Raw genomic sequence first — 26176 nt, 5'->3', positions numbered from 1 at the left:
CCCCCCCCCCCCCCCCCCCCCCCCGCGACCCGATCCAGGCGCCCGACAACTCGAATGAACAAAACTAATGAATAAATGAAATAATGCCATTTTTCTTCATGGAACGAAGCCCCTATCATGGCTGCCGATCCTTACATCGTTCCTTGCATTTTTTCATCGGAAGGCAGCCTCCATGGTCACGACACATAATCTCGGCTTCCCGCGCATCGGCGCAAAACGCGAACTGAAGTTCGGCCTCGAACGCTACTGGAAGGGCGAATCGTCGCGCGAGGAACTGAAGGCGCTAGGCGCGCAACTACGCGCGCGTCACTGGCATGACCAGAGCGAGCTCGATCTCGCACCGGTCGGCGATTTCGCGTTCTACGACCAGGTGCTGGACATGAGCTTCACCCTCGGCAATCTGCCGGCACGCGTGCAGGGCTTTCATGGCGACAGGCTCGACAACTACTTCCGCGTCGCGCGCGGCCGTTCGGCGCAGGGTGCCGAGGAGCACGCCGCCTGCTGCGGCGGCGTCGCGGCCGGCGAAATGACGAAGTGGTTCGATACCAACTACCACTACATCGTCCCTGAATTCACCGCCGATACGACGTTCAACCTCGACACGTCCGGCTTCCTCGAACAGCTGCGTGAAGCGCGCGAGCAGGGCGTCAAGGCGAAGCCGGTGATCATTGGCCCGATCACGTATCTATGGCTGGGCAAGGCGAAGGACGACTCCGACAAACTCGCGCTGTTGGCTCGCATCATGCCCGTCTATCGCGCGCTGCTCGACTATTTCAAGGTGATGGATGTCGAGTGGGTGCAGATCGACGAGCCGGTGCTCGTCACCGAACTCGATCCGGCATGGCGCGACGCGTTCGTGACCGCGTATCAGGGCTTCGAGGAACGCGGCGTCAAGCTGCTGCTCGCTACCTACTTCGGCCAGCTGAAAGAGAACCTCGAACTCGCGTGCGGCTTACCCGTCGACGGTCTGCACATCGACGCAATCAACGCACGCGACGAAGTCGCGCTGGCCGCGCGCAAGCTGCCCGCGCACAGCGTGCTGTCGGTCGGCGCGATCAATGGCCGCAACATCTGGAAGACCGACCTGAACGCCGCGCTCGAATGGCTCGCGCCGCTCGCGCGCCAACTCGGCGAGCGCTTGTGGCTCGCGCCGTCGTGCTCGCTGCTGCACGTGCCGGTCGATCTCGCGAGCGAAGAGAAGCTCGATGCGGAAATCCGCTCCTGGCTCGCGTTCGCGCTGCAAAAACTCGACGAACTGAAGGTGCTCGCCACCGCACTGAACGGTGGCCGCGATAAGGTCGCCAATGAACTCGCCGCCAATGCCGCCGCGGTTGCCGCGCGCCGTGAGTCGCCGCGCGTGAACAACCCGGCGGTGAAGGCCGCGCTCGCGCGCATCGACGCCAATCTCGGCAATCGCCAGCACGCCTATGCCGAGCGCGCGGCGAAGCAGGCCGCGCTGCTCGAACTACCCGCATACCCGACCACGACGATCGGCTCGTTCCCGCAAACGGTGGAAATCCGCCACGCTCGCAGCCAGTTCAAGAGCGGCGCGCTCGATCAGGCAGGCTATCGGGACGCGATGCGGCGGGAAATCGAGCGCAGCGTGCGCGAACAGGAAGCGCTCGGTCTCGACGTGCTCGTGCATGGCGAAGCCGAACGCAACGACATGGTCGAATACTTCGGCGAGCAACTCGACGGCTACGCGTTCAGCCAGTTCGGCTGGGTGCAGTCGTACGGTTCGCGCTGCGTGAAGCCACCTATCCTGTTCGGCGACATCAGCCGTCCGCGGGCGATGACGGTCGAATGGATCAGCTACGCGCAGTCGCTGACGAACAAGCCGATGAAGGGGATGCTGACCGGCCCCGTGACGATCCTGAACTGGTCGTTCGTGCGCGACGACCAGCCGCGTTCGGTGTCGTGCTACCAGCTTGCGCTGGCGATTCGCGAAGAAGTGCTCGACCTGGAAAAGGCCGGTGTACGCGTCGTGCAGATCGACGAAGCCGCGTTGCGCGAGGGCTTGCCGCTGCGCCGCGCGCAATGGGGTGAGTATCTGCGCTGGGCGGTCGAGTCGTTCCGGATTACCGCGAACGGCGTGCGCGACGAAACGCAGATCCACACGCATATGTGCTATTCCGAGTTCAATGACATCATCGCGTCGATCGCCGGCATGGATGCGGACGTCATCACGATCGAGACCTCGCGCTCGGACATGGAGCTGCTCGCCGCGTTCGACGACTTCAACTACCCGAACGAAATCGGCCCGGGCGTCTACGACATTCACTCGCCGAACATCCCCACGCAGCAGCACATCGTGCAATTGATGCAAAAGGCGGCGGAGCGCATTCCGGCGCAGCGACTATGGGTGAACCCGGACTGTGGCCTGAAGACCCGCCAGTGGGCTGAAGTGATTCCGGCGCTGACGAACATGGTTGCGGCCGCGAAGACGCTGCGCAGCCAGGTTCAGTAAAGGGCGAGCGGGCCGTCGCTTTCCTTGCGGCGGCTCGTCTCCGGATCGCCGGTTTGCGCCGGGCATTGAGCAAGGCGCTACATTCCTTTCCGCCAGCCAGATTCCGCGGCCACTACATGCCGCGCGTCCACTGCCCACACACAATCACAGTTCAATCGCGCCAATACCCACGCCAACCGTATTGGACGCTTAACGCGATTGATACACTTCCAAGATTCCTTCTCCGGGTCGCTTGCGTCGACAGCAGAAGCCTCATTGCGCGGCACCTGCATGCCCGCCGAACGGTCTCACGCGGCTGCGCAGCGACCGGGAACGCCGATTGCGAGTCAGTCACGATGGCCGTGGTTAGCCACGGTCACCCGCAATCTCATACAGGAGAACCTCATGACCTCGGACAAGAATTCGAATCGACAGCCGTCGAACCCGGCGCAACCCGGCCGAGACAGCGGACAGCAGCAACAGAACCAGACTCCTCCGACGCATCAGGGCGGCCAGCGGCAGCCCTGAGCGCGATGAGCGACGACGTGTGCAACGTCGTCGCTCGAACTAACGGGATTCCGAGTGCAATAGCGCCGCGAATGGCGGATCGCGACTACGAAGGCGACGTGGAAAAACTACACATCTATCTGTTCGGCGCGCACGATGCGGTTCGCCACGAGCAGGCGCTGATCCGGCTCGACAAGGCGGGCTACATGGTCACGCTCGCGCGGCTCGTGGTCGAGGATCTGCCGACCTACACGCAGGGACGCGAGCGCCCCGAACTGCAGAGTCTGATCCGGCGCATCGCGCCGCGCGATACGCTCGTCGTGCTCGAGCTGGCCGCGCTCGGCTGCAATGCGCGCGACATTCTCACCACCGTGATGCAGTGCCGGAAGGCCGGTGTGGCGCTGCGTTGCGTCGAAGTCGGCCATACCGATCTGGCCGGACGTCCCGAGCCTTCGGCGGTGAAGGCGCTGCGCGCGCTGGTGCGGCTCGATGCCGCGTGCCGCAGCCTGCGTAGCCGCGATAGTCTCGCGGCCGTTCGCGCGAGCGGCAAACCCACGGGCAGGCCGCCGTCGCTGTCCGAGCAACAGCGCCAACGCGTGCTGCAATCCCTCGGCAGAGGACAGTCGGTCAGCGAAGTCGCGCGACGCTTCGGCACTTCGCGCCAGACCGTGATGCGCATTCGCGCGGACACGCCAGCCATGTAGAAAATACCTGCCGAGTTCTTTCGTATCGTTCTTACCGCAGCGCCGTTCGGGCATCCCGCCTGGCGCGTTTCACATAACCGATCGCTGAAAAGCGCCACATTGCCTTAGCACGCGCGCACAAGCTGCTGTCCGTAACACATCAGTTACGGACAGAGGCATATGCTTTGCTTTGAAAGTTCAGACGTCTAACCTCAACCTACACACCACATTATCAAACCTTGCGATCCGAACCCGAGGCGCGGCGCGATGCCGTATGGAAGCCATGAACGTGAAACGTCTGACTGTTTCTGCAACCCCGGGATCACTCCGAGTCGTCGCAGTCTGGAAGAGCCTGATCGAACATCATGCGCACGTGTGCGGCTGGTCCGCGCACGTGAACACCGCGGGCGGACGCGAGTCGCTGAGCGTCGATCTGGTCGATTGCCCGGCCGAACGCCTCGCGATCATCTCGGCCGCGTTGAGCGCGGGACCGATGACAGTGCTGACGAGCGACGCGGAGTCCACCCTCCGTTCCTCATGAACCCAATGCCATAGCCCGCACGCCCTTCGCGGCATGGCTTTTGAGCGGCCTCCGTGGCACTGCTCCCCGAGCGACCTTCGCGGTCGCTTCTTTTTTAATGCGCGTCACGAGACTCGTTCCCCCACCTGCTGCGGCGGCATCGGCCGACTCGCCTCGATGCGCGCGCGGAAATAATGCGCGGTGCGCAGCAGCCCTTCATCGAGCGACATGCCGGGCTGCCAGCCGAGCAGTTTGATGGCCAGCGAGATGTCCGGCTGCCGGTGCCACGGGTCGTCGGCCGGCAGCGGCTGCGTTTCGAGCGGCGAAGCGGAACCGGTCACCGCGACGATGCGCTGCGCGATCTCGCGCATCGACACTTCGTGCGGATTGCCGAGGTTGACCGGGCCGCCCGGATCGTCGGCGCTGTTCATCAGCAGGATGAAGGCATCGATCATGTCGTCGACATAGCAGAACGAACGCGTCTGCGTACCGTCGCCATAGACGGTCAGCGGTTCGCCGCGCAGCGCCTGCATCATGAAGTTCGACACCACGCGGCCGTCGGACGGATGCATGCGCGGGCCGTAGGTGTTGAAGATACGCGCGATGCGGATCGACAGACCATGCTGGCGGCGATAGTCCATGAATAGCGTTTCCGCGCAGCGCTTGCCTTCGTCGTAGCACGAGCGCGGACCGATCGGATTCACGTGACCCCAGTAGTTTTCCTTCTGCGGATGCACGAGCGCGTCGCCATACACTTCGCTCGTCGACGCCTGGAAAATCCGCGCTTTCACCCGCTTGGCCAGCCCGAGCATATTGATCGCGCCATGCACGCTGGTCTTCGTGGTCTGCACCGGATCGTACTGGTAGTGAATCGGCGATGCGGGGCACGCGAGGTTATAGATTTCATCGACTTCCACATACAGCGGGAACGTCACGTCGTGACGCATCAGCTCGAAGTTCGCACAATCGAGCAGATGCGCGATGTTGTCCTTCGTGCCGGTGTAGAAGTTGTCGACGCACAGCACGTCGTGCCCCTGCGCGACGAGCCGTTCGCACAGATGCGAGCCGAGAAAGCCGGCGCCGCCGGTAACCAGAATGCGCTTGCGGGTGAGTTCTTTCATGGTGCGTGATCCTGTGGTTGGAGCGCATGGGCGTTGAAAAGCGGCGTGGCGTCACGCGGTGACGTGCAGCAGCGCGTCGTGCCAGTCCTGCGCGAAACGGTCGATATGAAAACGCTCCAGCGCCGTGCGCCGCGCGCCTTCCCCGAGCCGCCGCGCTTCCTCTGGATCGCGCAGCAGCCCGAGCATCGCGTCGACGAGCGCATCGACGTCGGTATGCACGAAGCCGTTTTCGCCGTTACGGATCACGGTCGCGAGCTCGGTGGTCGCGAGACCGACGATCGGCATGCCGATCGTCATCGCCTCGACGATCGCGAGGCCGAGGCTGGTCCAGCGGATCGGATTGAAAAAGAAGCGGTAGCGCGCGCTGAACGAGGCCAGATCGAGATTGCCGATTTCGCCGATGCCGTCGAGCCGCTGCGCGTCCATGCCCACGAGATCGAGCGGCACGCGCGTGCGCGTTTCGCTGAAGATGTCCGCGCCGAGCCGCCGGCCGCGCTGCGCGAGATGATTGACTACCACGATGCCGCGCTGCAGTTCGCCGCTGTAACGCACGCCGTCGGGTACCACGACGCCGTGTTCGATCACGCGCGTCGGCGTGACGCCGCAGTCCCACATCAGCCGGTTGAAGTGCGTGACGTGCACCAGCAGCGTGCCGGGATCGTCGACCCAATGCCATTGCTCGAACGCGTTTTCCTGCGGCGGATCGTGCTCGACGTAGACGCGCGGCAGAAGTCGCTGCGCGGCGCTCAGCACGTGCTCGCGGTCGTATTCCCAGTGCGTGCGATGCTGGTACAGCACCACGTCGAACTCGTGGCTGGCGACGTCGTCGATCGCGATCTCGTGCACGTTCTCGCCCCACGGCAACACGCCGACCTTGCCGGCGTAACCGGGCGGATGACCCGGTTTCGTTACCAGATAGAAATCGTGCGGCGTCTGGCTCAAGTAGTACATGTAGTTGCCGTGCACGTGCCAGGTCAGCACACGCAGTCGGCGGCAATTACGCAGCATGGTGCAGATCCTCGAAAAACAGTGAAACGGTTCCCTCATGCAGGCTACCGGGCGCGCCAGCTTGCGCGCCCGGTGCGCGCGCAAGCTGCTCGCGGGCGGTCTCGACCACCTCATCGACGCCGACGTTCAGCGCGCATGGATGGCCATACGGGCAGTCGCGGAACATGCACGGCCGGCATGCCGGATAGTCGGCCAGCACGCGGTGCCGCGCATGATCGAGCGGCGCCCAGCGCCGCGTGTCGCTGCCGCACGCGATCACGACCGACGCGGTCGCCATCGCCGCGGCGATGTGCGAGATGCCGGTGTCGTTGCAAACCACGAGCCGCGCATGCGCCGTCAGTGCCGCGAGCCCGCCGAGCGACGTTGCACCGGCCAGATGCAGCGCGGGCGCGCTCATCGCGCCGAGCACCGCGCCGGTCAGCGGCGTCTCGGCGGCCGTGCCGGTGATCGCGATCTGCCAGCCGTCGGCGGCGAGATGGTCGGCGACGGCCGCGAAGCGCTCGGCGGGCCAGCGGCGCGACGGCAATTGCGAGCCGGGGTGGATCAGCACGAGCCGCTCGTCTTCGATGCCGTGATACGCGCGCAGCGCGGCAAACTCATCGAGGTCGGGTGCGGTGAGCGGAAACGTCAGGCGCCGGTCGTGTACCGGCGCGCCGAGTGCGCTCATCAGCGCGAGATAGCGCTCTGGCTCGGGCAGCGCATCCGGCCAATCGATGAAGCAGCCTTCGCGCGTGGCCTCATCGGGCTGCACGAAGCCGGCATCGGCACGCGCGCCGAGTCGATGCAGCAGATCGTTGGCGACGCCGCCGCTGCCGTGCAGCTGGATCGCCAGATCGAAATGCCGGTCGCGCATCCGCGCGAAGAACGCGGGCAAGCCATCGTCCGTTTCGGGCTGCTCCGGAAAACCGACGGCGCCGGGAAACACGATCAGCTCGTCGACGAGCGCCGCATAGCGCTCGACGAACGCGCGCGCCCACGGCAGTCCGATCAGCGCGATATGCGCAGCGGGGGCGGCGGCGCGCAGCGCGCGCAGCGCGGGTACCGCGCACAGCATGTCGCCGAGCTGCAGCGCGCGAAACACGACGATACGGCGCGGCGCGAGCGCCGCCAGCAGCGAGGGTACGGTCATGGAAAGAACACCTTGAAACGGATGGCGCCATAGAGCCGCCAGTAGATCGACAGGAACGGAATCAGAATGGACGTCCAGATCATTTCGGCGACGTGGCGCCAGCCGTGATTGCGCCCGCGCAGCCGACGCGCGCAGAAATAGCCGGTCAACCAGCACCACGCGATCACACCCGCGCCCGCGAGAATCGGCAGATCCGCGAGCCCACCGCCGATCGCAAGCAACGCGGCAGCGAGAATCGCGTAATACAGCAGCGGCGGCCGCGAGCCGATGCGCGTTCGAAACAGTTCCGGATGCTTGCGATAAAGCAGCGCATCGAATTGGCTCTTTTTCTGCTGCGCGATGCTGACGCCCCAACGCGCGGGCCGCACCGGATGCACGACCACCGCGTCGCGGGCGTGCACGATCTGGCCGCCGGCGGTAAGCAGCGTGAACTGCAGGTCCGAATCCTCGCGCCACGCCGACGTGAAACGTTCGTCGAAGCCGCCGGTCGCGACGAGCGCCGCGCGCGTCACGAACACGTTCGCGGTCGCGAACTCGGCGCGGGCGAGGCCGCTCGCGTCCGCTTCGTAATCGGTCGGCAGATCGGGTAGCTCGGGCAGCGGCACGACGATCCTGCCGGCGGCCGCCGTGGCGCCGGAAGCGAGCGCCGCGACGCCGGCCGTCAGCCAGTGCGGATCGGGCAGCGTGTCGTCGTCGGTGAAGGCGATCAGCGACGCGCGCGCATACTGCCAGCCCGCGTTGCGCGCGCCGGCCGGACCCTGGGTGCGTGTGACCGGCAGGTAGTGCACCTCCAATCCACGCGGCGCCTGCTCGCGCGCGAACCGTTCGACGCAGGCGCGCGTGGCGTCGTCTGGACCGTCGTCGCAGACCACGATCTCGTAGCGATGCGGCGCGAACTGCTGCGCGCACAGCGCGTCGAGGCAGTTCGCGAGCATCTGGGGACGGCGATAGGTGGGCACGACCACCGACACGTCGGGCCACGACGGCGTGCGCAGCGTGCGGCCGGCTTCCTCGGCATCCTCACTGCTGTAGCGCGCGGCCACGCCGCCATGCAGTGGCGCCGGACACATGACCGCCGCGTTCATACGCGGCCCCCCGCCTTATCGACGAGGAACGGGCCGATCACGAGCGCGTCGAGCGGCGAGGTCCAGAACGACTCGACCGCGTCGCGCGGCGAATTCACCATCGGCTCGCCGCGCGTGTTGAACGACGTATTGACGAGAATCGGCACGCCGGTGCGCTGCTTGAACGCGGCCAGCAGGTCGTAGTACAGCGGGTGCTGCGCGCGGTTGATGGTCTGCACGCGCGCGGTGCCGTCCACATGCCGCACGGCCGGAATCCGCGCGGCCTTGTCGGCGCGCACGTCGAAAATGAACAGCATGAACGGCGCGGTTTGGCCGTTCACGAACCAGTCGTTTGCTTCCTCTTCGATCACGACCGGCGCGACCGGGCGGAAGTCTTCGCGATCCTTGATCTCGTTGAGCTTCGCCTGCATGTGCGGATCGATCGGCGACGCGAGGATCGAGCGCGCTCCGAGCGCGCGCGGCCCGAATTCGGTGCGGCCCTGATACCAGCCGATCACTTTGCCTTGCGCGAGCAGATCGGCGCTCTCACCGGCGATATCGGCGAGGCGCCGGTACGGCACTTTCGACCAGTGCAGGAACTGCTCGATTTCCGCTTCGCTGTATTCCGGGCCGAGGTACGCGTGATCCATTTTCCAGCGACGCTCGCGGTCGCCGCGCGCCGCGCGCTCGCGATAGTCGGTCCACAGCGCCGCGCCGAGCGCGGTGCCGGCGTCGCCGGCCGCCGGCTGCACCCACACTTCGCTGAACGGCCCCGCGTCGCGCACCTTCGAGTTCATCACGCAGTTCAGCGCGACGCCGCCCGCCATGCACAGCCGGCTCAAGCCGGTCTGCCGATGCAGCCAGTGCGCGAGTTCCAGCACGGTCTCCTCGAGCACGCGCTGCAACGAATTGGCGATATCGAAGTGGCGTTGCCCGAGTGGACCGCCGCGTTCGCGCGCGGGACCGAAGCGCTCGGTCAGACGCGGCGCATCGACGGTATAACTGCCGTCCTGGCGGTACTTGACGATCTCGCGAAACACATCCACATAGGCCGGCTTGCCGTACGACGCGAGCGCCATCACCTTGTACTCGTCCGACGAGTGCAGGAAGCCGAGCCAGTCGGTCACCGCTTCGTACAGCAAGCCGAGCGAGTGCGGCAGCTCGACCTGTTTCAGGCGCGTGTACTCGCCGCCGACGAATTGCCCCATGCTGGTCGTCACGCCTTCGCCGCGGCCGTCCATCGTCAGCACGGCGGTGTCGTCGAACGGTGCGGCGAGAAACGCGCTCGCCTCGTGCGCGAGATGGTGCTCGACGAAGTGCCATGCGAAGCCGTGCTCGCGATCCACGCCCTGGAACCGCTTGCGCAGATGATGCGGCGCGCCGTCGAGCAACTGGCCCTTCGCGTTCGCGATATAGCTGAGAAACAGCGGGTCCCACGGCGACGCGGACGGGTTGTCCGGACGCGTGCCGGCCGGATCGAACGGCAGCTCGATCGTCGCGCCCGGCTTCTTCGGCATGCCGCCGAACAGCGCGGGGTCGTACGAGTATGCGACGTGATCGATGTCGGCGAGCGTGATGCCGGCGGCTTTCAGGCAGTAGTCGATCGCGTCGAACGGCAGCTGCCAGGTCGAGAACGGCACCGGACGTTTCGCGTGCTTGACGTGCGTGAAGCGTTCGTCTTCGGCGGCGGCGAGCACTACGCCGTCACGCAGCAGCGCGGCCGCGCTGTCGTGATAGACCGCATTGATTCCAAGTGTGTACATGGTGTTAGCAGTGGCAGTGGGTTCAGGGGATGGTTGGCTGATCCGTCAGCGACGGCGTGCTCGTGTCATCGCTGCGGCCCGCGCGCTCGGCTGCGCCACGCCGCGGGGCATGCGCATGCGCGTGCCGCAATTCGAGTGCCGCGTGCACGACTTCTTCGATCGGAACACCGAGCAGGCAAGCGTGATGCCCGTGCGGACACACGCTGCGATAGCACCAGCGGCATTCGACGTCGCGATACAGCACGCGTTGCGGCGTTTGCCACGGCGTGTGCTGCGGGTTGGTCAGCGCGTAAAGATCGACGACCGGCGTGCGGAGCGCGGACGCGACATGCACGGGGCCGCTGTTGTTGGAGACGAGCACGCTTGCGCGTTCGAGCAGCGCGGCGAGCTCGGCGAGCGTCAGTGCACCGCTCAGGTCATGTAGCTGCGCGCACACGTCTGGAGCAGCGGCGCGCATCACGGCCTCGACGAGCGCTCGCTCGCTCGCGCCGCCGGTCAACAGCACGGGGGCGCCGGTTTCCCGCGCGAGCCGTGTCGCGACTTCGCCGAAGCGCTCGGGCGGATAGCGGCGCGATGCGGCGGTCGCGCCTGGATGCAGCACGATGCACTCGTCGTGGCGGGAGATGCCGAGGGTCCTCAGTTTCGAGTCGAGCGACCGGCGCGCGGCGGGCGGCACGCGAAAACGCATGGCGGTGTCGCTCGACTGGGCGCCGACGTGACGCACCAGATCGAGCTGGCGTTGTACCTCGTGCCGCGTGCGCTGCTGCGGCTCCGGTTCGCGCAGCCAGTCGGTCAACAGCGCATACGGATTCTCGCGGCAATGCGCGAGGCGGCGCGGAATACCCGCGAGATAGCACAGCATCGCGGCCGGCAACGGGCTCTGGCTGTACACGGTGAAAATCACCGCCGCGTCGAAGCAGCCGCGCTTCAGCCGCTGCTGCATCCGATGATCGTCGAGCAGATCGCGCGTCACGTTCGACGCGGGCGCGACCCACGGCGCGTCGTATTCGATCACGTCGTCGACGTCGTCGAGAAACGGCGCGAGCGCGACGCCGCTGCGCGACGCGAGCAGCGTGAGATGGCGATCTCCGGCGGACTCGCGCAGCGCGTGCAGCGCGGGCGTCGTCATCAGCACGTCACCGAGATTGTCGAGGCGCACGCACAGAATCCGTTTGACGTCGTCGCCCCAGCACACCGGCTGCGACGTATCGGGCACGCGCGCATGAGCGAGCGTGGGCGGCGCAAGTGGCAGAGGTGCGTTCACCGCGGCGCCTCCTTGCGGCGTGCCGCGCTGCCCGGCGGCAAGCCGTTCAACACGACGCGTTGCGCGGCCTCGTGCAGATCGGCCGCGCGCGCATTCGGCGTGCGCTGCGGGCCGGTCCGCCATTCGGTCTCGTGGCCGTTGTCGAGCAGGATCGTGCGACAGCCGGCGCGATTGCCTGCTTCGACATCGTCGAGAATGTCGCCGACGAACCAGCTATGCGCGAGATCGAGTTCATGTTCTTTGGCGGCGCGCAGCAGCATGCCGGGCGCGGGCTTGCGGCAGTCGCAGACGATCGCGTAGCGCTCGACGCTGCCCTCCGGATGATGCGGACACCAGTAGGCGCCGGCGAGCGTGGCGCCGCACTCGGCGAACATCTGCCGCAGCCGGCGTTCGACGGCGAACAGCGCTTTGTCTTCGAACTTGCCGAGCGCGATGCCGGACTGATTGCTGATCATGAACAGCGCATAAGGGTAGGCGGCGAGCAGCGCGAGCGCTTCGCGCGCGCCAGGCGCGAAACGCATCAGCGCGGGATCGGCGTTATAGGGCACGTCTTCGAGCAGCGTGCCGTCCTTGTCGATGAATACAGCGGGTACCGTCATGATGGTTGGTGGTATTTGCGAGCGTGGGCCGAAAGTCGGAAAAAGGCGCGCCGTAGCCGCTGGACCGGCTGCGGCGCGTTCCAGGTGCGCACGCCGTGCGCGTTCGCGCGGCGTGTGCCGTCGTCAACCGAACGACGCTCCGCCTGCTGCTCGAAGCGGTAGCTGCGCCGGCTCGAAGCCGGTGTCGAGCGATGTTTTGCTCGGCGCGAGCCTTGCCGCGCGTGCATAGATTTGCGCGAGCGCTTCGCTGACGCCGCGCCAGGTAAAGCCGGTCCGCGCCCGGTCGAGGCCCGCTTCGCCCATCCGGCGCGCGAGCGCGGGGTCGCGCCGCAAGCGGTCGAGACGCGCCGCGAGTGCGTGCGGATCGCGCGGCGGCACCAGAAAGCCGGTCACGCCATCGAGGACCGAATAGCGAATGCCGCCGACATCGGCGCCGATCACCGGCGTCGCGCAGGCCATTGCCTCCACCGGCGTGATGCCGAACGGCTCGTACCAGGGCGTCGTCACGAACACGTCGGCGGCGCTGTAGAAGTAGCGCAGCCGCGCGCGACCACGCCGGCCGACGAAGCTCGTCTGCTCCGCGACGCCACATTCGCGTGCGATCTGGCGCAGGCGCGCGATCTCCGGTGTCGCGATTTCGTTGGGCGCGTCCGAATTGCCACCGACCACGTACAGCCGCGCTGCCGCGTTGAAGGTGTGCTTCAGCACGCCGACGCCGCGTACCACGTTGTCGATGCCTTTGCGCTGCACGAGCCGGCCTAGCTGCAGCACGATGAAGTCGTGCGGGCTCCAGCCGAGCGCATTGCGGGCGGCTTCGCGCTCGACGGGCCGGAACTCCTCGTCATCGAAACCGCACGGCACGATATGGATGCGCGCGGGATCGGCGCGATAGTGTTCGAGCAGATCGGCCTGGTCCTGCGGACATTCGGCGACGACGACGTCCGAGCGTGCGACCAGTTCGTCTTCGATCGCGAAGCGCTCGTCGGGGAAGCCGTCGTCCGCGCCTTGATGGATGCGCCGCACGCGGCCGAGCGCATGAAAGGTCGTGACCAGCGGCACACCGAGCGCAGCCTTGACTTGCAACGCGGCGAGGCCGGACATGAAGAAGTTCGCGTGCATCGCGTCGTACGGCTGAGGTTCACGCCGAAAAAACCCGATCAGAAACGCGGCGAACTCGTCCATGAACGGCAGTAATTGTTCCTTCGGCAATTGTCGAGGCGGTCCGGCGGGCACATGAATCACGCGCACGCCGTCCATGTCGACGCGCTCAGGCACCAGTGCGCGATCGCGGCGCGTGAACACGTCGACCTGATGGCCCATTTCCACCAGCTGACGCGCGACGTTCGCGACGTAGATGTTCTGGCCGCCGCTATCGACGCCACCGGCGACAGCAAGTGGCGACGCATGTTCACTGATCAGGGCGATCTTCATTTGCACTCCTTCCTGAGATGCGCGTTCTTCGATATTGGGGAATCGTTTCACCGGCCCGGAGCATTCGCTGTGCCATTCGACCCTGAGATGCCGATGAACGACGGTAGACGTTGGTCTGGACGGACGAAGCGCTGTGGCGTGCCCTTTTTCGCGCAGATAGAGAAGCGCTGTGGCGTTCCCTGTTTCTACATACGATCCATGTAACTTCGCACCGCTGATGGCGCGCCGGTACTAGGATGGGCGGAGGATAGGGCGCAATGAACAGGTAAGAGGTGCGCGGCAGGCGCTGCCGTACACGGTCATTTTTCGCGCGCCGCCGGGCGCGCCACTTGCTCCACGGCCCATTTGTGCGACGTTTTATCCGGGCGCGCCCCGACCAGGATCCATGCCGAATTCCGTCCCGCCTCGCTCCGAACTGACGCGCCGAATCGTCGGCGATCTCGCGCATGCGGTATGGCGTTATCGCTGGCAGACCAGCGGGGCGCTCGCGCTGATGATCACGGCCCGGCTCGCGACCGTGCTGATGCCGCTCACGCTGAAGCACATCGTCGATGAGCTCGGCCATCCGCTCGCGCATGTGGCGTTTCCGGTGTTTCTCGTGCTCGCCTATGCGCTGCTGCGCTTTTTCGGCGACGCGCTGAACGAGGCGCGCGACGTCGTGTTCAGCATCGTCGTGCAGCGCACGGTCGCGGCGCTGACCGAGCGGACCTTCGCGCATCTGCATCGGTTGAGCGCGCGTTTTCATGCGCGGCGCGAGACTGGCGCGATCGTGCGCGACGTGCAGAAAGGCGCCGACGGTATCGGTTTTTTGCTCGGCACCGCGCTGTTTACGATCGTGCCAACCTTCTTCGAGATCGCGGTGATCGTCGCGATCATGGTGCACGCGTACGCGCGCGAGTTCATGTTCGTGATCGTCGCGACCTTCGTGTTGTATGCGGGTTATACGTTCGTGTTCACGCGGCGGCGCGTCGCGTTCCAGCGCGCGGTCAATCTGCTCGAAGCGCAATCGGACGGACGGCTCGTCGATAGCCTGCTGAACTACGACACGGTCAAGTACTTCGCGACCGAAGACAGCGAAACGCAACGGCTCGGCGACGTGCTGGAAAAGTGGGTCCACGCGCGCATCGCGAATCAGAACGCGTTGACCGCGTTGCACGTGGGACAGAGCGCGGTGATCGCGCTCGGGGTGGCGGGGGTCATGCTGCTCGCCGCGCAGCACGTGGTGGCCGGCAGCATGAGCGTCGGCGATCTGATTCTGGTCAACGCCTACCTGATCCAGGTCTGCATGCCGTTGAACACGCTCGGCTTCGTGTTTCGCGAGACCAACGACGCACTCGTCAACGTCGAGCGCATGTTCGTGATTCTGGCGGCGCGCGGCCGCGTCGGCGAGGATATCGATGCACGCGACGCGCAGCCGCTGAAGGTCGGCGCGGGGCTGATCGAGTTCGAGCACGTCGATTTTGGCTACGACACCGCGCGTCAGGTGCTGCGCGATGTCGACTTCCATGCGTATCCGGGCAAGACGCTCGCGGTGGTCGGCGGCAGCGGCTCAGGCAAATCGACGCTCGTCAAGCTGCTGTTCCGGCTGTACCGGCCCGAGCGCGGCATGATCCGCATCGACGGGCAAGACATCAGCCAGGTCACGCAGCGCAGTCTGCGCGAGGCGATTGGGATCGTGCCGCAGGACACCGTGCTGTTCAATGAAACGATCGCCTACAACATTGCGTATGGACGTCCGTCGGCGACACGCGCGGATGTCGTGCGCGCCGCACGCGCCGCGCAGCTCGACGAATTCATCGAGCGCTTGCCCGATCACTACGACACGCGCGTTGGCGAGCGCGGCGTGCGGCTGTCGGGCGGCGAGCGCCAGCGCATCGCAATCGCGCGCGCGATCCTGAAGGACCCGCGCATCATCGTGTTCGACGAAGCAACCTCGGCGCTCGACACGCGCTCCGAGCGCGCGATCCAGACCGAGCTGACGCGTCTCGCGCAAGGCCGCACGTCGATCGTGATCGCGCATCGGCTTTCCACAGTCGTCGACGCGGACTGGATTCTGGTGATGGAACACGGCCAGGTGGTCGAGCAGGGCACGCATCGTGAGCTGCTCGCGCGCGACGCTGTGTACGCGAAGATGTGGTCGCTGCAATGGCAGCAGGGCGAACTCGAACACGCGCAGCGCCGGCTGACTGCTCGGTCGGTCAGCGTCAGCGCATTGACGGCGGGTGTGATCGATGCGTTGCACGACGAGACCGCCGGGCAGCGCGTGGTCGTCTACGCGGAGCCGACCGACAACGAACTGCGCGTGACCGGCGACCCGAGCGTGCTGCAGCCGCTGATCGCCGAGTTGTGCCGCAACGAAATCGCGCAGGCTACGCCGGGGCAGCGCATTGCACTGCGCGCGGAGCGCCACGGCAATCACGTATGGTTCAGCGTGCTCGGCATGGGCGACCAGCCGGCCGAGCTATCACAGGCGACGGCGCGGCAGATGGAAAGCGCGCTGGCGGCCGCGGGCGGCAGCTTCACGCTGACTCCGCTGAACGGGCGGCTCGCGTATGTCGCGATGCTGCCGTTGCGGCCGGTCGCGGATGCGCAACCGCCAGAGTCCACCGCACCGGATTCGGCCGAGCCCGCTTCGCTCGACGGCCTCTGCGTGCTCGCGATCGACGATCAGGAAGAAGCACGTGACGCGCTCGAAGCGGTGCTGAGCACGAGCGGCGCACGCGTGCGGCTGTTCGCATCCGGCCGCGAAGCGCTGGATTGGCTGCGCGCGACGGACCCGGCGCAATGGCCGCACGTGGTGCTCTGCGATCTGATGCTGGCCGGCGAAGATGGCTACGACGTGCTGCGCCGCTTGCGCGAACTGGAAGGCGAGCGGCCGTCCTTTCCGGGCAGGCCACTGCCCGCGATCGCGTTGACCGGCTATGCGGACGCGCTCGACGTTCAGCGCACGAGCAATGCTGGCTTCGACGCGCATTTGAACAAGCCGGTACCCCCCGAAGAACTGATCGCCGCGATCCGTCGGCTTGCGGCTGCGCCGTCGAGCGCGGACTCCACGTTGCCAGGATAAGGAAAGCGCGTGATTCGGGTCTCAGGTCGGCGCGTCGAACTTGCCGCCCACGGACGTCGTGGCGGACGCGTCGAGATTGCGCTCGGCCGCGCGCACGCGGTCGCGCATCGCGAGGATCGACTGCGGAACCACACGGCGTTCTCGCACGGTCCACGCAAGCCCAGCCAGCAATTGGATGCCGTCACGAACCAGTGTGCCTTCCCGCGCGAACACGTCGAGGGCGCGCAGCGTCGCGCTCATCGCTTCGCCCAACGGCAGACGCAGCCATGCCACCCACGCGGCATTGCGCGCGAGCATGCGTCGCCGCAACGCGCTGTCGCGCACCGGCGACGGACGATGCTGGAGCGTCAACTGCTCGCAGTAGGCGATCGCCTGTCCCGAGGCGAGCACGTCGAGGGAAACGAGTGTTTCCTCGCCGCCGATGAAAAGGCGCGGCTCATAGCCGCCGACCTCGCGAAACAGCGCGGTACGAAACACGCACGCGCCCGCCATATAGCCGATCAAAGCAGGCCCGGGCAGGCCGACACGTCCCAGCGGGCTTGCGCTCATCAACGCACAAGTTGGGTCCGTCGCGTCGTCCGCGCCCACGGCCACGCGCGCATTCAGCACGCCGACGCGTGGCCATGCGTCGAGCAATTGCACCGCGCGTTCGAGCGAGCCGGGCTCCCACCACGTGTCGTCATCGCAAAACGCTACATAGTCGGTCTCGACGCACGCGACCGCGTGGTTGCGGCCCGCCGCGCCGAGATTGCCGTTGCATTCGACGACGCGAACGCTCGGATAGCGCGCTTTGACGAGTGCGACCGTGTTGTCGGTAGAGCCGTTGTCGGTGACGATGATTGGCGGGTTTTCAGGTAACGCGAGCAGACGTTCCAAGGTGGCGAGCAATTCGCCCGCACGGTTATGCGTAAGAACGACGACCGAAATGCGCGGGTGGGCGGCTATTGTTCGCATGCTAAGCAATCGCTTCGACGGTTGGACAGCGATGGCGAAGCAAACCCCGTGCCCTGCGTCACTCGTTTTGCGGATGCCGACTCGATTCATCGCGGCCGAGCTGCCAATAGCGTTCGGCCGAAAAGAGGCTTGCCTGTCCGTCGGGACCGAACGCGCGCAATTGGCTGCGATAGGCGCCGAGTGCCGCGCGCTTCAGGCGCTCGTGTTGCGTCGTGCCGGGCACGTCCAACGTGTGCGGCGCATCAGCGGCATAGCCGCGTGTCGCGAGGTCGCATAGGCGCGCTTGCACGACGCCGGACATGCGCCGGTAGGGCACGTCCTCATAGGCGATGAAGCGCGCGGCTGGCTGACGCCGCATCAGTGCGAGACAGGCATTGGCCACCATGACGTGATCCGAATGGAACAGGCCCAACGGCATCAGGACACGCGTGGGTTTCGCTTGAGCAACTGTCTGGCTCAACGCCGTCATCAGCTCGTCCGCAGCGGGCGACGCATGGTATTGCGCGTCGCGGAACAGCAAATGCACGGGCATCGCCGACAGCAGCCCAAGCGCCTCCCGGTCTTCCGCCTGACGCGTGCGCATCGCTTCGAACGCGTCGGCGAAACCGGCCGCGCGGTCCCAATCGGTCGTGATGTTCTCGGCGGGCGGCGCGGTGAAAACCGTGCAAACGACCGTGCCGGGATGCGCGGCGAGCAGAAGTCCGCAACTGAGGACCGCATCGTCGAGATGCGGCGAGATGACGAGCAGGCGCTGGTTCGATTCCATACCGGCGGTGAGCAAGCTGCGTTCCGCGGTCGCGGCGCGCGACGGGCGGCGCTGGAACAGCCCTTGCTGACCTGCGGTTCTACTACCGCCTACAAATTCAGCCATGAGCCCGCCTGCCAAACCGCCCGATCACGTCCGTACCGTCGAAGTCCGCAAAGGTCAGGTAACCGAAGCAATGTCCCGCGACGCATTTCGCGAGCGCTTCATGGCCCGCTTCTACGACCCGGCATTTCGGGCGGAAGACGAATCGCTCGCGCGGCTCGAAGCGATCGCGTGGGATGCTTACTCCCAAGGCCGCAAGGCGCCGGTCACCGAAAAGGCCGGCCCGGGATTCGCCGACCCGGACTACGACCTGTCGGTCGAATGGCGTGCCGCGAGCGAGCGCGTGAAGGCGGCGCAGGCGCGACAGCGCGATCCGGCGACGCGCTCGCGCGTGCTCGTGATCAACGCGTCCTCGCGCAACGACTACACGTGCCCCGGCGAGATGTCGAAGAGCTTCCGGCTCGCGAAGATCGCGCAACAGGCGCTCGAACGCCGGACCTTCGACGTCGATTTCCTCGACCTGTCGCACCTGAACTCCGACCGCGACCTGCACATTCATCCGTGCAAAGGCTGTGTGTCGACCGCGATGCCGCTGTGTCACTGGCCTTGCAGCTGTTATCCGAACCATTCGCTCGGGCTCGTCAACGACTGGATGAACGACATCTACGAGCGGTTTGCCGCCTGCCACGGCGTGCTGATCGTGACGCCGGTCTACTGGTATCAGGTGTCCGCGCCGCTGAAGCTGATGATGGATCGCCTCGTTTGCGCCGACGGCGGCAATCCCGATCCCACTTCGACGCACGGCAAGAAAGCGGACGAAGCGAAGCGTCTCGAACTGGCCGGCTGGGACTATCCGAAACATCTGGCTGGCCGGGCCTATGGCGTCGTCGTGCATGGCGACGTCGCCGGCATCGAGGACTCGCGCAGGGCGCTCGCCGACTGGCTCGGCTGGATGGGCTTCGTCGAAGCGGGCGCGAAGTCGCGGCTCGATCGCTTTATCGGCTATTACGAGCCTTATGCGACCAGCCATGAGGCGCTCGATCGCGACGAGGACATGCAGCAGGAAGTGGCCAACGTGGCCCAGGCCGTCGCGACCTGCGTCGAGCAGATTCGTGGCGGGCGCAAGGAACCGGACGACGGCCTCGGCACGCCGCGCGCCAAATGATCCCCAACTCAGATAAGAAAGGCGAAGCATGACGAACGACGAAGTGGCGAGCCCGCGCACGCAACGGCGCCGGCTCGGAGGATGGCTGCCGCGCGACGAAGCGCATCTCGTGCGCTACCGGACCGCGCTGGCCGCGAAAGCGCGCGAACGCGCGCGCACGGCGCCACGCACGCGTGCCGTCGCGGAACTCGCGGCGCTGATCGAAGGCGACCCGGTGCTGCGCATGGATATGACGCGGGCCATCATGCAGGCACAGCAAGCGGGCTACGTGCTCGGCTATGCAACGATCGACGAGCTGATGACGCTCGTCGATTACCTGATGACCTACGCGCCGCCGTTCAGCGAATCCGATCTGATTCATTGTCCGCTGAACGCGGTGCTCGACTGGCCGATGTGCATGCCGTCCGGCTATGCACTGTTTCGCGACCCGGCGCTCAACGCGCAGCTCAAGCACGTGCTGAATTGCTGGTGCGGCTTTCTGAGCGGTCCGCATTCACGCGAACATTTGAATACGTCGTCGCCCGACGGCTGGTTCAGCTCCGAGGCCGACAAACGGATCGGCCTCGCGCAATTCGCTTGCGATCCCGAGCAACCGTATTGGGGCTTTACGTCGTGGAACGATTTCTTCACGCGGCGCTTCCGTCCCGGCATGCGGCCCGTCGAGGAGCCGGACAACGACAAGCTGATCGTCAGCGCGTGCGAGGCGACGCCGTACAACGTGCAGCACGGCGTGGAGCTGCGCGACACGTTCTGGATCAAGTCACAGCCGTATTCGCTCGAAGACATGCTGAGCTCGCGCGAGCGCGAACTGGCGCGGCGCTTCGAGGGCGGCTCGGTGTATCAGGCCTTTCTGAGCGCGTTCAACTATCACCGCTGGCATGCGCCGGTCAGTGGCGTGATCTCGCGCGCGTACGCGGCGGACGGCAGTTACTATTCGACCGCCGATAGCGAAGGCGAAGACCCGAGCGGGCTCAACGATTCGCAGGGCTACATCACGGCGCTCGCGGCGCGCGCGGTGATCGTGATCGAATGCGACGATGCGGCGGTGGGGCAGGTGGCGTGCGTGTTCGTCGGCATGGCGGACGTGTCGTCGTGCATCATCGAGGCGTTGCCGGGTCAGCGCGTCCGAAAGGGCGATGAGTTGGGGTTTTTCCAGTACGGCGGATCGACTTGCTGCCTGGTGTTCGAGCCGGGCGTGATAGAGCGCTTCGTCGTCGAGCCGCCGTTCGGCGACAAGCAGTCGCCGATCAAGGTCAACGCGGCCGTTGCAAGGGCCGGGTCGCGCAACGCATCGCCGTCGCAAAGCAACGGCTAGACGCGCTGCGCGCCGCCGGGCGGCGGATTCAACTGCGCAGCCGCGCGAAAATGCTCAGCAAGTCTTCGAGAACCACCGGTTTTTTCAGGTGCGCGTCGAAGCCCGCATCTTCGGCTGCGCTGACGTCCGCCTGCTGCCCGAAGCCGGTGACCGCGATACAGATCACGGACTTCATCGCCGGTATGCTGCGCAGCTTGCCGATGAACTCCATACCGTCCATGCCCGGCATGCCGATGTCGGACAGGATGATATCGGGCGCGTTGCCGTTGATGATCGTCAGCGCTTCCTCACCGCTCGTCGCGGTCCGCACTTCGGCGCCCTCGCTTTCCAGCAGCAGCTTGAAGGTTTCGACGGTCGCGGCGTCGTCGTCGACCATCAGGATGCGCGTGCCTTTCAGCGGCTCGCCGGTGACTTCGATCCCCGCGCTCGTGCGGGTGGCGAGCCGGTGGGTAGGCAGCGTCACCGTGAACGTTGCACCGCGGCCGACGCCGTCCGACTCCGCACGCACTGCGCCGCCGTGCAGGTTGACCAGATCGCGCACCAGCGCGAGGCCGATGCCGAGGCCCCCGCGGCGCGAGCCCGGATCGCGGCTCTGCTGGAACATCTCGAAGATATGCGGCAGCAGCGAGGCCTCGATGCCGATGCCGGTATCGCTGACGCGCAGCACGGCTTCGGCGTGGTCATTGACCTGCAACGACACCTGGATCGAGCCGCGCTGCGTGAACTTCAGCGCATTACTGATCAGATTCCACACGATCTGCTCGATACGCGTCAGATCAGCATGAATGATCACGGGCGCATCGGTCACCTCGACGCTCAGTGTGATGCCGCGCTGCGCGGCATCGTCCTGCACCGCGCTGCACACGCGCTGCACGATCTCACGCATGTCGACGACGGTGCGCACGACCGACAGCTTGCCGGTGCGCACGCGCGAAATGTCGAGCAGGTCGTCGATGATTTGCGCCTGGCCGATTACGGTGCGCCGGATCGTATCGGTCGCGCGCGAGACGTTCAGGTTCTGGCGCGTTTCCGGCGCGCGCGCGATCAGTTCGGCGCTCGCTGAAATCAGGTTGAGCGGATGCTTGAGTTCGTGCGACACGACTGCGAGAAATTCATCGCGGCGCCGCTGCGCTTCGCGCTCGCTCGCGGCGCGCAGCGTTTCGACGTGGGTGCCGCGTCCCGAGGTCGGGTCGCTGGCGAACTCGCCGAGATCGCGCGTGATCTTCGCAAAACCGCTGATGCCCGGCTCATCGAGACGGGACAGCACACCGCTCGCGAAAAAGCGCGTGCCGTCCTTGCGCAGATGCCAGCTCTCCTCTTCTGCGCGGCCGTTCAGACGCGCTTCGGCGAACTCGCGTTGCGCAACGTTCGCGGCGCGGTCTTCGTCGGTGTACAGGATGTCGGCGGACTGGCCGATCATTTCGGCTTCGGAATAGCCGAAAATCCGTTCCGCGCCCGCGTTCCAGCTATTGATCACGCCGCTTTCGTCGAACGTGATGATCGCGTAGTCCTTGGTGCCCTCGGCGACGAGGCGCATGCGCCGCTCGCCTTCGCGCAGCCGGTCTTCCGCCTGACGCCGGCCGGTGATGTCGATGAACGACAGCACCGCGCCGTCGATGCGGTCTTCGGTCGTGCGGTAGGGCACGAAGCGCGCGAGATACCAGCGCCCGTCGTTGCTCTTCAGCTCGCGTTCGATCAGGCGCAGCGATTCGAATGCTTCGGCCGCGTCGTCGGCGAGCTTGTCGTATTCGAGGCGGTGGGTGATGTCGAGCAGCGAGCGCCCGATGTCCGACGGAATGATGCTGAAGACGTCGGTGGCGCGCGGCGTATAGCGCTTGATGCAAATGTTGCGGTCGACGAAGATCGTGCCGATGTCGTTCGCGGCGATCAGGTTGTGCAGGTCGTCGTTGATCTTGCCGGTTTCCTCGACCTTCGACTTCAGCTCCGCGTTGACCGTGGTCAGCTCTTCGTTGATCGATTGCAGCTCTTCCTTGCTGGTTTCGAGCTCCTCGGTCGCCGAGCGCAGTTCCTCGTTGATCGCCTGCAATTCCTCGTTCGACGCCTTCAACTCCTCCGTCGAGGTCTCCGACTGCTCGATGGTGGACTGCAGTTGCTCCTTCGTGCGTTGCAGCTCGCGTTCGAGCTGGCTGATGATCGGGTCTTTCTGCACGTCGGCCGACGCCGTTTCGGCGTTGGCCATGCTGTCTTCGACCTCGTCGAACAGCACCAGCACGAAGTCCGCGTTCGCTTCCGGGTCGTGCACCGGCCGCGCGGTCATGTTGACGAAGTACGAACGGCCATCGCGCTCGATGTGCACGCGGCGCGCTTCGACGCTGCGGTTCGTGTGCAAGGCCTGATAGATCGCGGTGCGCAGTTCGAGCCGCAGTTCCGGACGCACGGCGGCCACGATGTTATGCGACGGCTCGCCGCCCGAATATTGCAGAAAACGCCCGGCGCGATCGGACAGATGAACGATTTCGGATTCGCGGCTCACCAGCACGCTGGGCGGCGCATATTGCTCGACGAGCCGCTGATGCAGATCGCCGAACGAAAAGCGCCGGCGCCCGGGCGGCTGCACCGTAGTGACGAGGGGGCGCGAACTCATCGTGCCCGAAATCGCGATCGGCATCGGCGTGTCACCGCGCACGGCCATGTTCGCGCGATAGATGCGGTTGCGTTTGTCGACCACGGTGAACATCGAGCTCACGCTGTCGGCCGACTCCGAGCTGCCGAGGAACAGCACGCCGCCGGGCCGCAGCGCGAAGTGGAACATCTTCAGAATTTCGATCTGCGCTTCGCGGTCCAGATAGATCAGCAGATTGCGGCAGCAGATCATGTCGAGCCGCGAGAAGGGCGGGTCGCTGAGCACGTTATGGTGCGCGAACAGCATGTGTTCGCGCAGCTCCTTCTTGATCCGGAAGTGCGCGGCGTCTTTCGTGAAGAACTGGCGGATGCGCGCCGGTGTCAGGTCGGCCGAGACCGAATCCGGGTACAGGCCCACGCGCGCGAACGCAATGGCGCGCTCGTCGATGTCGGTCGCGAATACCTGGAACGACACGCCCTCGGGTGACTTCAGCGAGCGCTCCTGCAGCAGCATCGCCAGCGAATACGCCTCCTCGCCGGTCGCGCAGCCCACCGACCAGACGCGGATGCGGTCCTGTTCGCCGCGGTTTTCAAAGAGGGGGGGCAATACCTCGCGCTCGAGCACGTCGAACGCTTCCTTGTCGCGGAAGAAGTTGGTAACGCTGATCAGCATGTCCTGCAGCAGCGCCTGAGTTTCTTCAGGGTGCAGATGCAGATAATCGCGATACGCCTGCAGATCCGTAATGCCGTTGACCTGCAGCCGGCGTTCGATGCGGCGCAGAACCGTAGCCCGTTTGTAATGCCGGAAGTCGTGCGCGGTGCGGGTGCGCAGGATCACCATGATCTCGCGCAGCGCGCGCTCGGCCGACTCGTTGACCGTGTCTTCCTCGGGCTCGTCCGGCTGCACGGCCGGCAGATGGATTTCCCGCGCGGTGGACCACAGATCGAGCAGCCGCTGCGGCATCTCGGCCGCGGTCATCACGAAGTCGGCCATGCCGGTCGCGATCGCGCTGCGCGGCATGCTGTCGTATTCCGCTTCGGAAGGGTCCTGCGCGAGCGTGATGCCGCCCATTTCCTTGATGCGCGACAGGCCGACCGAGCCGTCCGAGCCCGCACCCGACATCACGATGCCGATCGCGCGTTCGCGATGCGCCTCGGCGAGCGTGCGGAAGAACAGATCGATGCTCGCGCGGCGTCCCTCTTCGGACTGCTTCTGCGTGACGCGCAGGTAGCCGTCGACCATGATCATCTCGAACGAGGGCGCGACCAGATAAACGTGGTCCGATTCGATTTGCGTGGGGCCCGTGACCTGCTGCACCGGCATGCTGGTGACCTTTTGCAGCAGCGAGGCCAGATTGCTTTCGTGGTCCGGCGACAGGTGAACGACCACGACGAAGGCCATCGACGTGTGCGCGGGCAGCGCCTCGAAGAATTCCGTCAGCGCGTTAAGCCCTCCTGCCGATGCGCCGATACCGACGATCGGATAGAGTGCCTGGCTAGGCAGAGTTTGCCCTCGCTTCTTTGACATGGCTGCGTGTCCCTTCTTGGAAAAGGATAGTGTTCAGCGGTGAATTTTTATAGGGCCGCGAGCCCATTTCTTGCTCGGCCCGGATCGTTATTATCCCGCATTGCACTCATTTTTCCAGCAGCATGGACTGCAAGAGTTCGGCCGCGTGGCCCGCGCGCCGGGCATTGTCCTCCTCGCGTCGTTGCGCGGCGGTGTCCCCTATCGCCGCGAAGTGTTCGCCGAGCTCGCGGCTGAACATTTCGCGCTCGCGCAGCGCCCGCAGCGCATTGCGCAGAGACATCTCCGCATCGATCATGCGGCCGTCGTCGAGCGACGCGGCCGAATACGCATGGCCGGTATGGCAGCGGTAACGCATCACGCGCGAACCGATGATGCGCCACAGTGTGCCGTTGCATTCGGGGCATGTGAAAGTCGACGGCGTGGCCAGTCCCCGGATGGCGTCGAACGGCGCGGCGCCGGACAGCCACGCGCGCTGTTCGAGGACGACGCGGTCGGAGGCCTCGCGCTGCGCCGGCCCGATATTTACCGGCGGGTTGGCAATGCCGCCGGTCAGTTTTACCAGACATGGGCCCAGTTGCTGGAGCGGCAGCACGTGATCGGCGAAGGGTGTTGCATGCCGTGGCATCTCGCTCGCGAACGCGTCGTCGGGGTCCTGCACGACCGTCGTGCCGCCGCACGCCTGGATCGCTTCGAGGCCCGCGGCGCCATCGTCGAGCAGGCCGGTCAGGATCACGCCGATCGCGCGCGGTCCCATCTGCGCGGCCGCGCTGCGAAACAGCGGGTCGATCGCGGGGCGCGCGAAATTTTCCTTCGCGCCATGCAGGAGCCGCAACTGCCCATCGTCTACCACGAGGTGCCGATCGGGCGGCGCCACGTAAATTCTGCCGGGCGCGTAATGTTCGCCATCCTGCGCGTGCTTGGCGGGCAGCGGGCCGGCCTGGTTCAGAAGCGTGGGGAGCATGCTGCCGTGCGCGCCGATGTGCAGCACGACGGCGATGCTGGCGGGCATATCGACGGGAAGCTGCGAGGCAAGCGCGCGCAGCGCGTCGACACCTCCCGAGGACGTGCCGATTACGATGAAATCACGGTGGGTCAAGTGGACTCCGGGACGTGGAAGCAGGACGGGAAAGCGGGCCTTTCGTGTCAGTCAGTAATGAGCAAGCGATATGCCGTCCGGGCATTTTTATTGCGCCGTCGTCGGTGCAAGCGTCCTTGCGCCGG

General features: G+C 65.8%; 18 protein-coding genes. 6 read left to right on the top strand and 12 right to left on the bottom strand.

Features of this window, described 5'->3' with window-relative positions:
* Nucleotides 1–172: 172 nt before the first annotated feature.
* The 3 genes from metE to AB3X94_RS35090 all read left to right on the top strand — a co-directional run bounded on the left by metE (nt 173) and on the right by AB3X94_RS35090 (nt 4177).
* The gene (gene metE, locus AB3X94_RS35100) at nt 173–2467 is read left to right on the top strand and encodes a 5-methyltetrahydropteroyltriglutamate--homocysteine S-methyltransferase (RefSeq protein ID WP_368613926.1); all 2295 of its coding nucleotides are present in this window, start codon (nt 173–175) and stop codon (nt 2465–2467) included.
* Between the two features lie 578 nt (nt 2468–3045).
* Complete coding sequence (locus AB3X94_RS35095) at nt 3046–3657, top strand: recombinase family protein (RefSeq protein ID WP_176111732.1); 612 nt, start codon at nt 3046–3048, stop codon at nt 3655–3657.
* Between the two features lie 262 nt (nt 3658–3919).
* Nucleotides 3920–4177: a hypothetical protein gene (locus AB3X94_RS35090; RefSeq protein WP_176366843.1), complete on the top strand. Its 258-nt coding sequence runs from the start codon at nt 3920–3922 to the stop codon at nt 4175–4177.
* Nucleotides 4178–4281: 104 nt separating this feature from the next.
* On the opposite strand, the gene AB3X94_RS35085 is transcribed toward AB3X94_RS35090, so the two are convergent.
* The 8 genes from AB3X94_RS35085 to AB3X94_RS35050 form a co-directional block, all read right to left on the bottom strand.
* Complete coding sequence (locus AB3X94_RS35085) at nt 4282–5277, bottom strand: UDP-glucuronic acid decarboxylase family protein (RefSeq protein WP_176123652.1); 996 nt, start codon at nt 5275–5277, stop codon at nt 4282–4284.
* 51 nt (nt 5278–5328) lie between these two features.
* Nucleotides 5329–6285, bottom strand: a complete 957-nt coding sequence (locus AB3X94_RS35080; RefSeq protein WP_368613925.1) for a glycosyltransferase family 4 protein — start codon at nt 6283–6285, stop codon at nt 5329–5331.
* Nucleotides 6275–7414, bottom strand: coding sequence for a glycosyltransferase family 9 protein (locus AB3X94_RS35075; protein ID WP_368613924.1), 1140 nt, complete (start codon nt 7412–7414; stop codon nt 6275–6277). Before AB3X94_RS35075 ends, AB3X94_RS35080 begins: the two co-directional genes overlap by 11 nt.
* Entirely contained in the window at nt 7411–8499 is a 1089-nt protein-coding gene (locus tag AB3X94_RS35070) for a glycosyltransferase family 2 protein (protein ID WP_368613923.1), read from the bottom strand. The genes AB3X94_RS35075 and AB3X94_RS35070 overlap by 4 nt, the downstream gene beginning before the upstream one ends.
* Entirely contained in the window at nt 8496–10241 is a 1746-nt protein-coding gene (locus AB3X94_RS35065) for a carbamoyltransferase (RefSeq protein ID WP_368593428.1), read from the bottom strand. The genes AB3X94_RS35070 and AB3X94_RS35065 overlap by 4 nt, the downstream gene beginning before the upstream one ends.
* A gap of 22 nt (nt 10242–10263) precedes the next feature.
* On the bottom strand, nt 10264–11505 hold the full coding sequence (waaF, locus tag AB3X94_RS35060) for a lipopolysaccharide heptosyltransferase II (RefSeq protein WP_368613922.1): 1242 nt from the start codon (nt 11503–11505) through the stop codon (nt 10264–10266).
* Nucleotides 11502–12104 carry a D-glycero-alpha-D-manno-heptose-1,7-bisphosphate 7-phosphatase gene (locus AB3X94_RS35055; RefSeq protein ID WP_368613921.1) on the bottom strand — a complete coding sequence of 201 codons (603 nt, stop codon included), beginning with the start codon at nt 12102–12104 and terminating at the stop codon, nt 11502–11504. Before AB3X94_RS35055 ends, waaF begins: the two co-directional genes overlap by 4 nt.
* 123 nt (nt 12105–12227) lie before the next feature.
* Nucleotides 12228–13535, bottom strand: coding sequence for a glycosyltransferase family 4 protein (locus AB3X94_RS35050; RefSeq protein WP_368613920.1), 1308 nt, complete (start codon nt 13533–13535; stop codon nt 12228–12230).
* Nucleotides 13536–13920: 385 nt separating this feature from the next.
* Here AB3X94_RS35050 and AB3X94_RS35045 point away from each other — a divergent pair, with 385 nt between their 5' ends.
* Complete coding sequence (locus AB3X94_RS35045) at nt 13921–16602, top strand: ATP-binding cassette domain-containing protein (RefSeq protein WP_368613919.1); 2682 nt, start codon at nt 13921–13923, stop codon at nt 16600–16602.
* Nucleotides 16603–16623: 21 nt separating this feature from the next.
* Here the strand turns inward: AB3X94_RS35045 and AB3X94_RS35040 are convergent, their stop codons facing one another.
* Nucleotides 16624–17556 carry a glycosyltransferase family 2 protein gene (locus tag AB3X94_RS35040; protein ID WP_368613918.1) on the bottom strand — a complete coding sequence of 311 codons (933 nt, stop codon included), beginning with the start codon at nt 17554–17556 and terminating at the stop codon, nt 16624–16626.
* Nucleotides 17557–17614: 58 nt separating this feature from the next.
* Nucleotides 17615–18322 (bottom strand): PIG-L deacetylase family protein, encoded by a 708-nt coding sequence (locus AB3X94_RS35035; RefSeq protein WP_368613928.1) that lies wholly within the window; start codon nt 18320–18322, stop codon nt 17615–17617.
* Between the two features lie 175 nt (nt 18323–18497).
* Between AB3X94_RS35035 and AB3X94_RS35030 the strand changes: the two genes are divergently transcribed.
* Nucleotides 18498–19529, top strand: a complete 1032-nt coding sequence (locus AB3X94_RS35030; protein ID WP_368613917.1) for a flavodoxin family protein — start codon at nt 18498–18500, stop codon at nt 19527–19529.
* Between the two features lie 28 nt (nt 19530–19557).
* On the top strand, nt 19558–20844 hold the full coding sequence (locus AB3X94_RS35025) for a phosphatidylserine decarboxylase family protein (protein ID WP_368613916.1): 1287 nt from the start codon (nt 19558–19560) through the stop codon (nt 20842–20844).
* Nucleotides 20845–20872: 28 nt separating this feature from the next.
* Here the strand turns inward: AB3X94_RS35025 and AB3X94_RS35020 are convergent, their stop codons facing one another.
* Together AB3X94_RS35020 and AB3X94_RS35015 are read right to left on the bottom strand one after the other, a co-directional pair.
* Nucleotides 20873–24955, bottom strand: coding sequence for a CheR family methyltransferase (locus tag AB3X94_RS35020; RefSeq protein WP_176111746.1), 4083 nt, complete (start codon nt 24953–24955; stop codon nt 20873–20875).
* Between the two features lie 106 nt (nt 24956–25061).
* Complete coding sequence (locus tag AB3X94_RS35015) at nt 25062–26051, bottom strand: chemotaxis protein CheB (protein WP_176111747.1); 990 nt, start codon at nt 26049–26051, stop codon at nt 25062–25064.
* Nucleotides 26052–26176: the final 125 nt, after the last annotated feature.

This window comes from Paraburkholderia sp. BR10923 (assembly GCF_040948765.1).
GTDB lineage: Bacteria > Pseudomonadota > Gammaproteobacteria > Burkholderiales > Burkholderiaceae > Paraburkholderia > Paraburkholderia youngii.
This window is presented reverse-complemented; position numbering and strand designations above follow the sequence as displayed.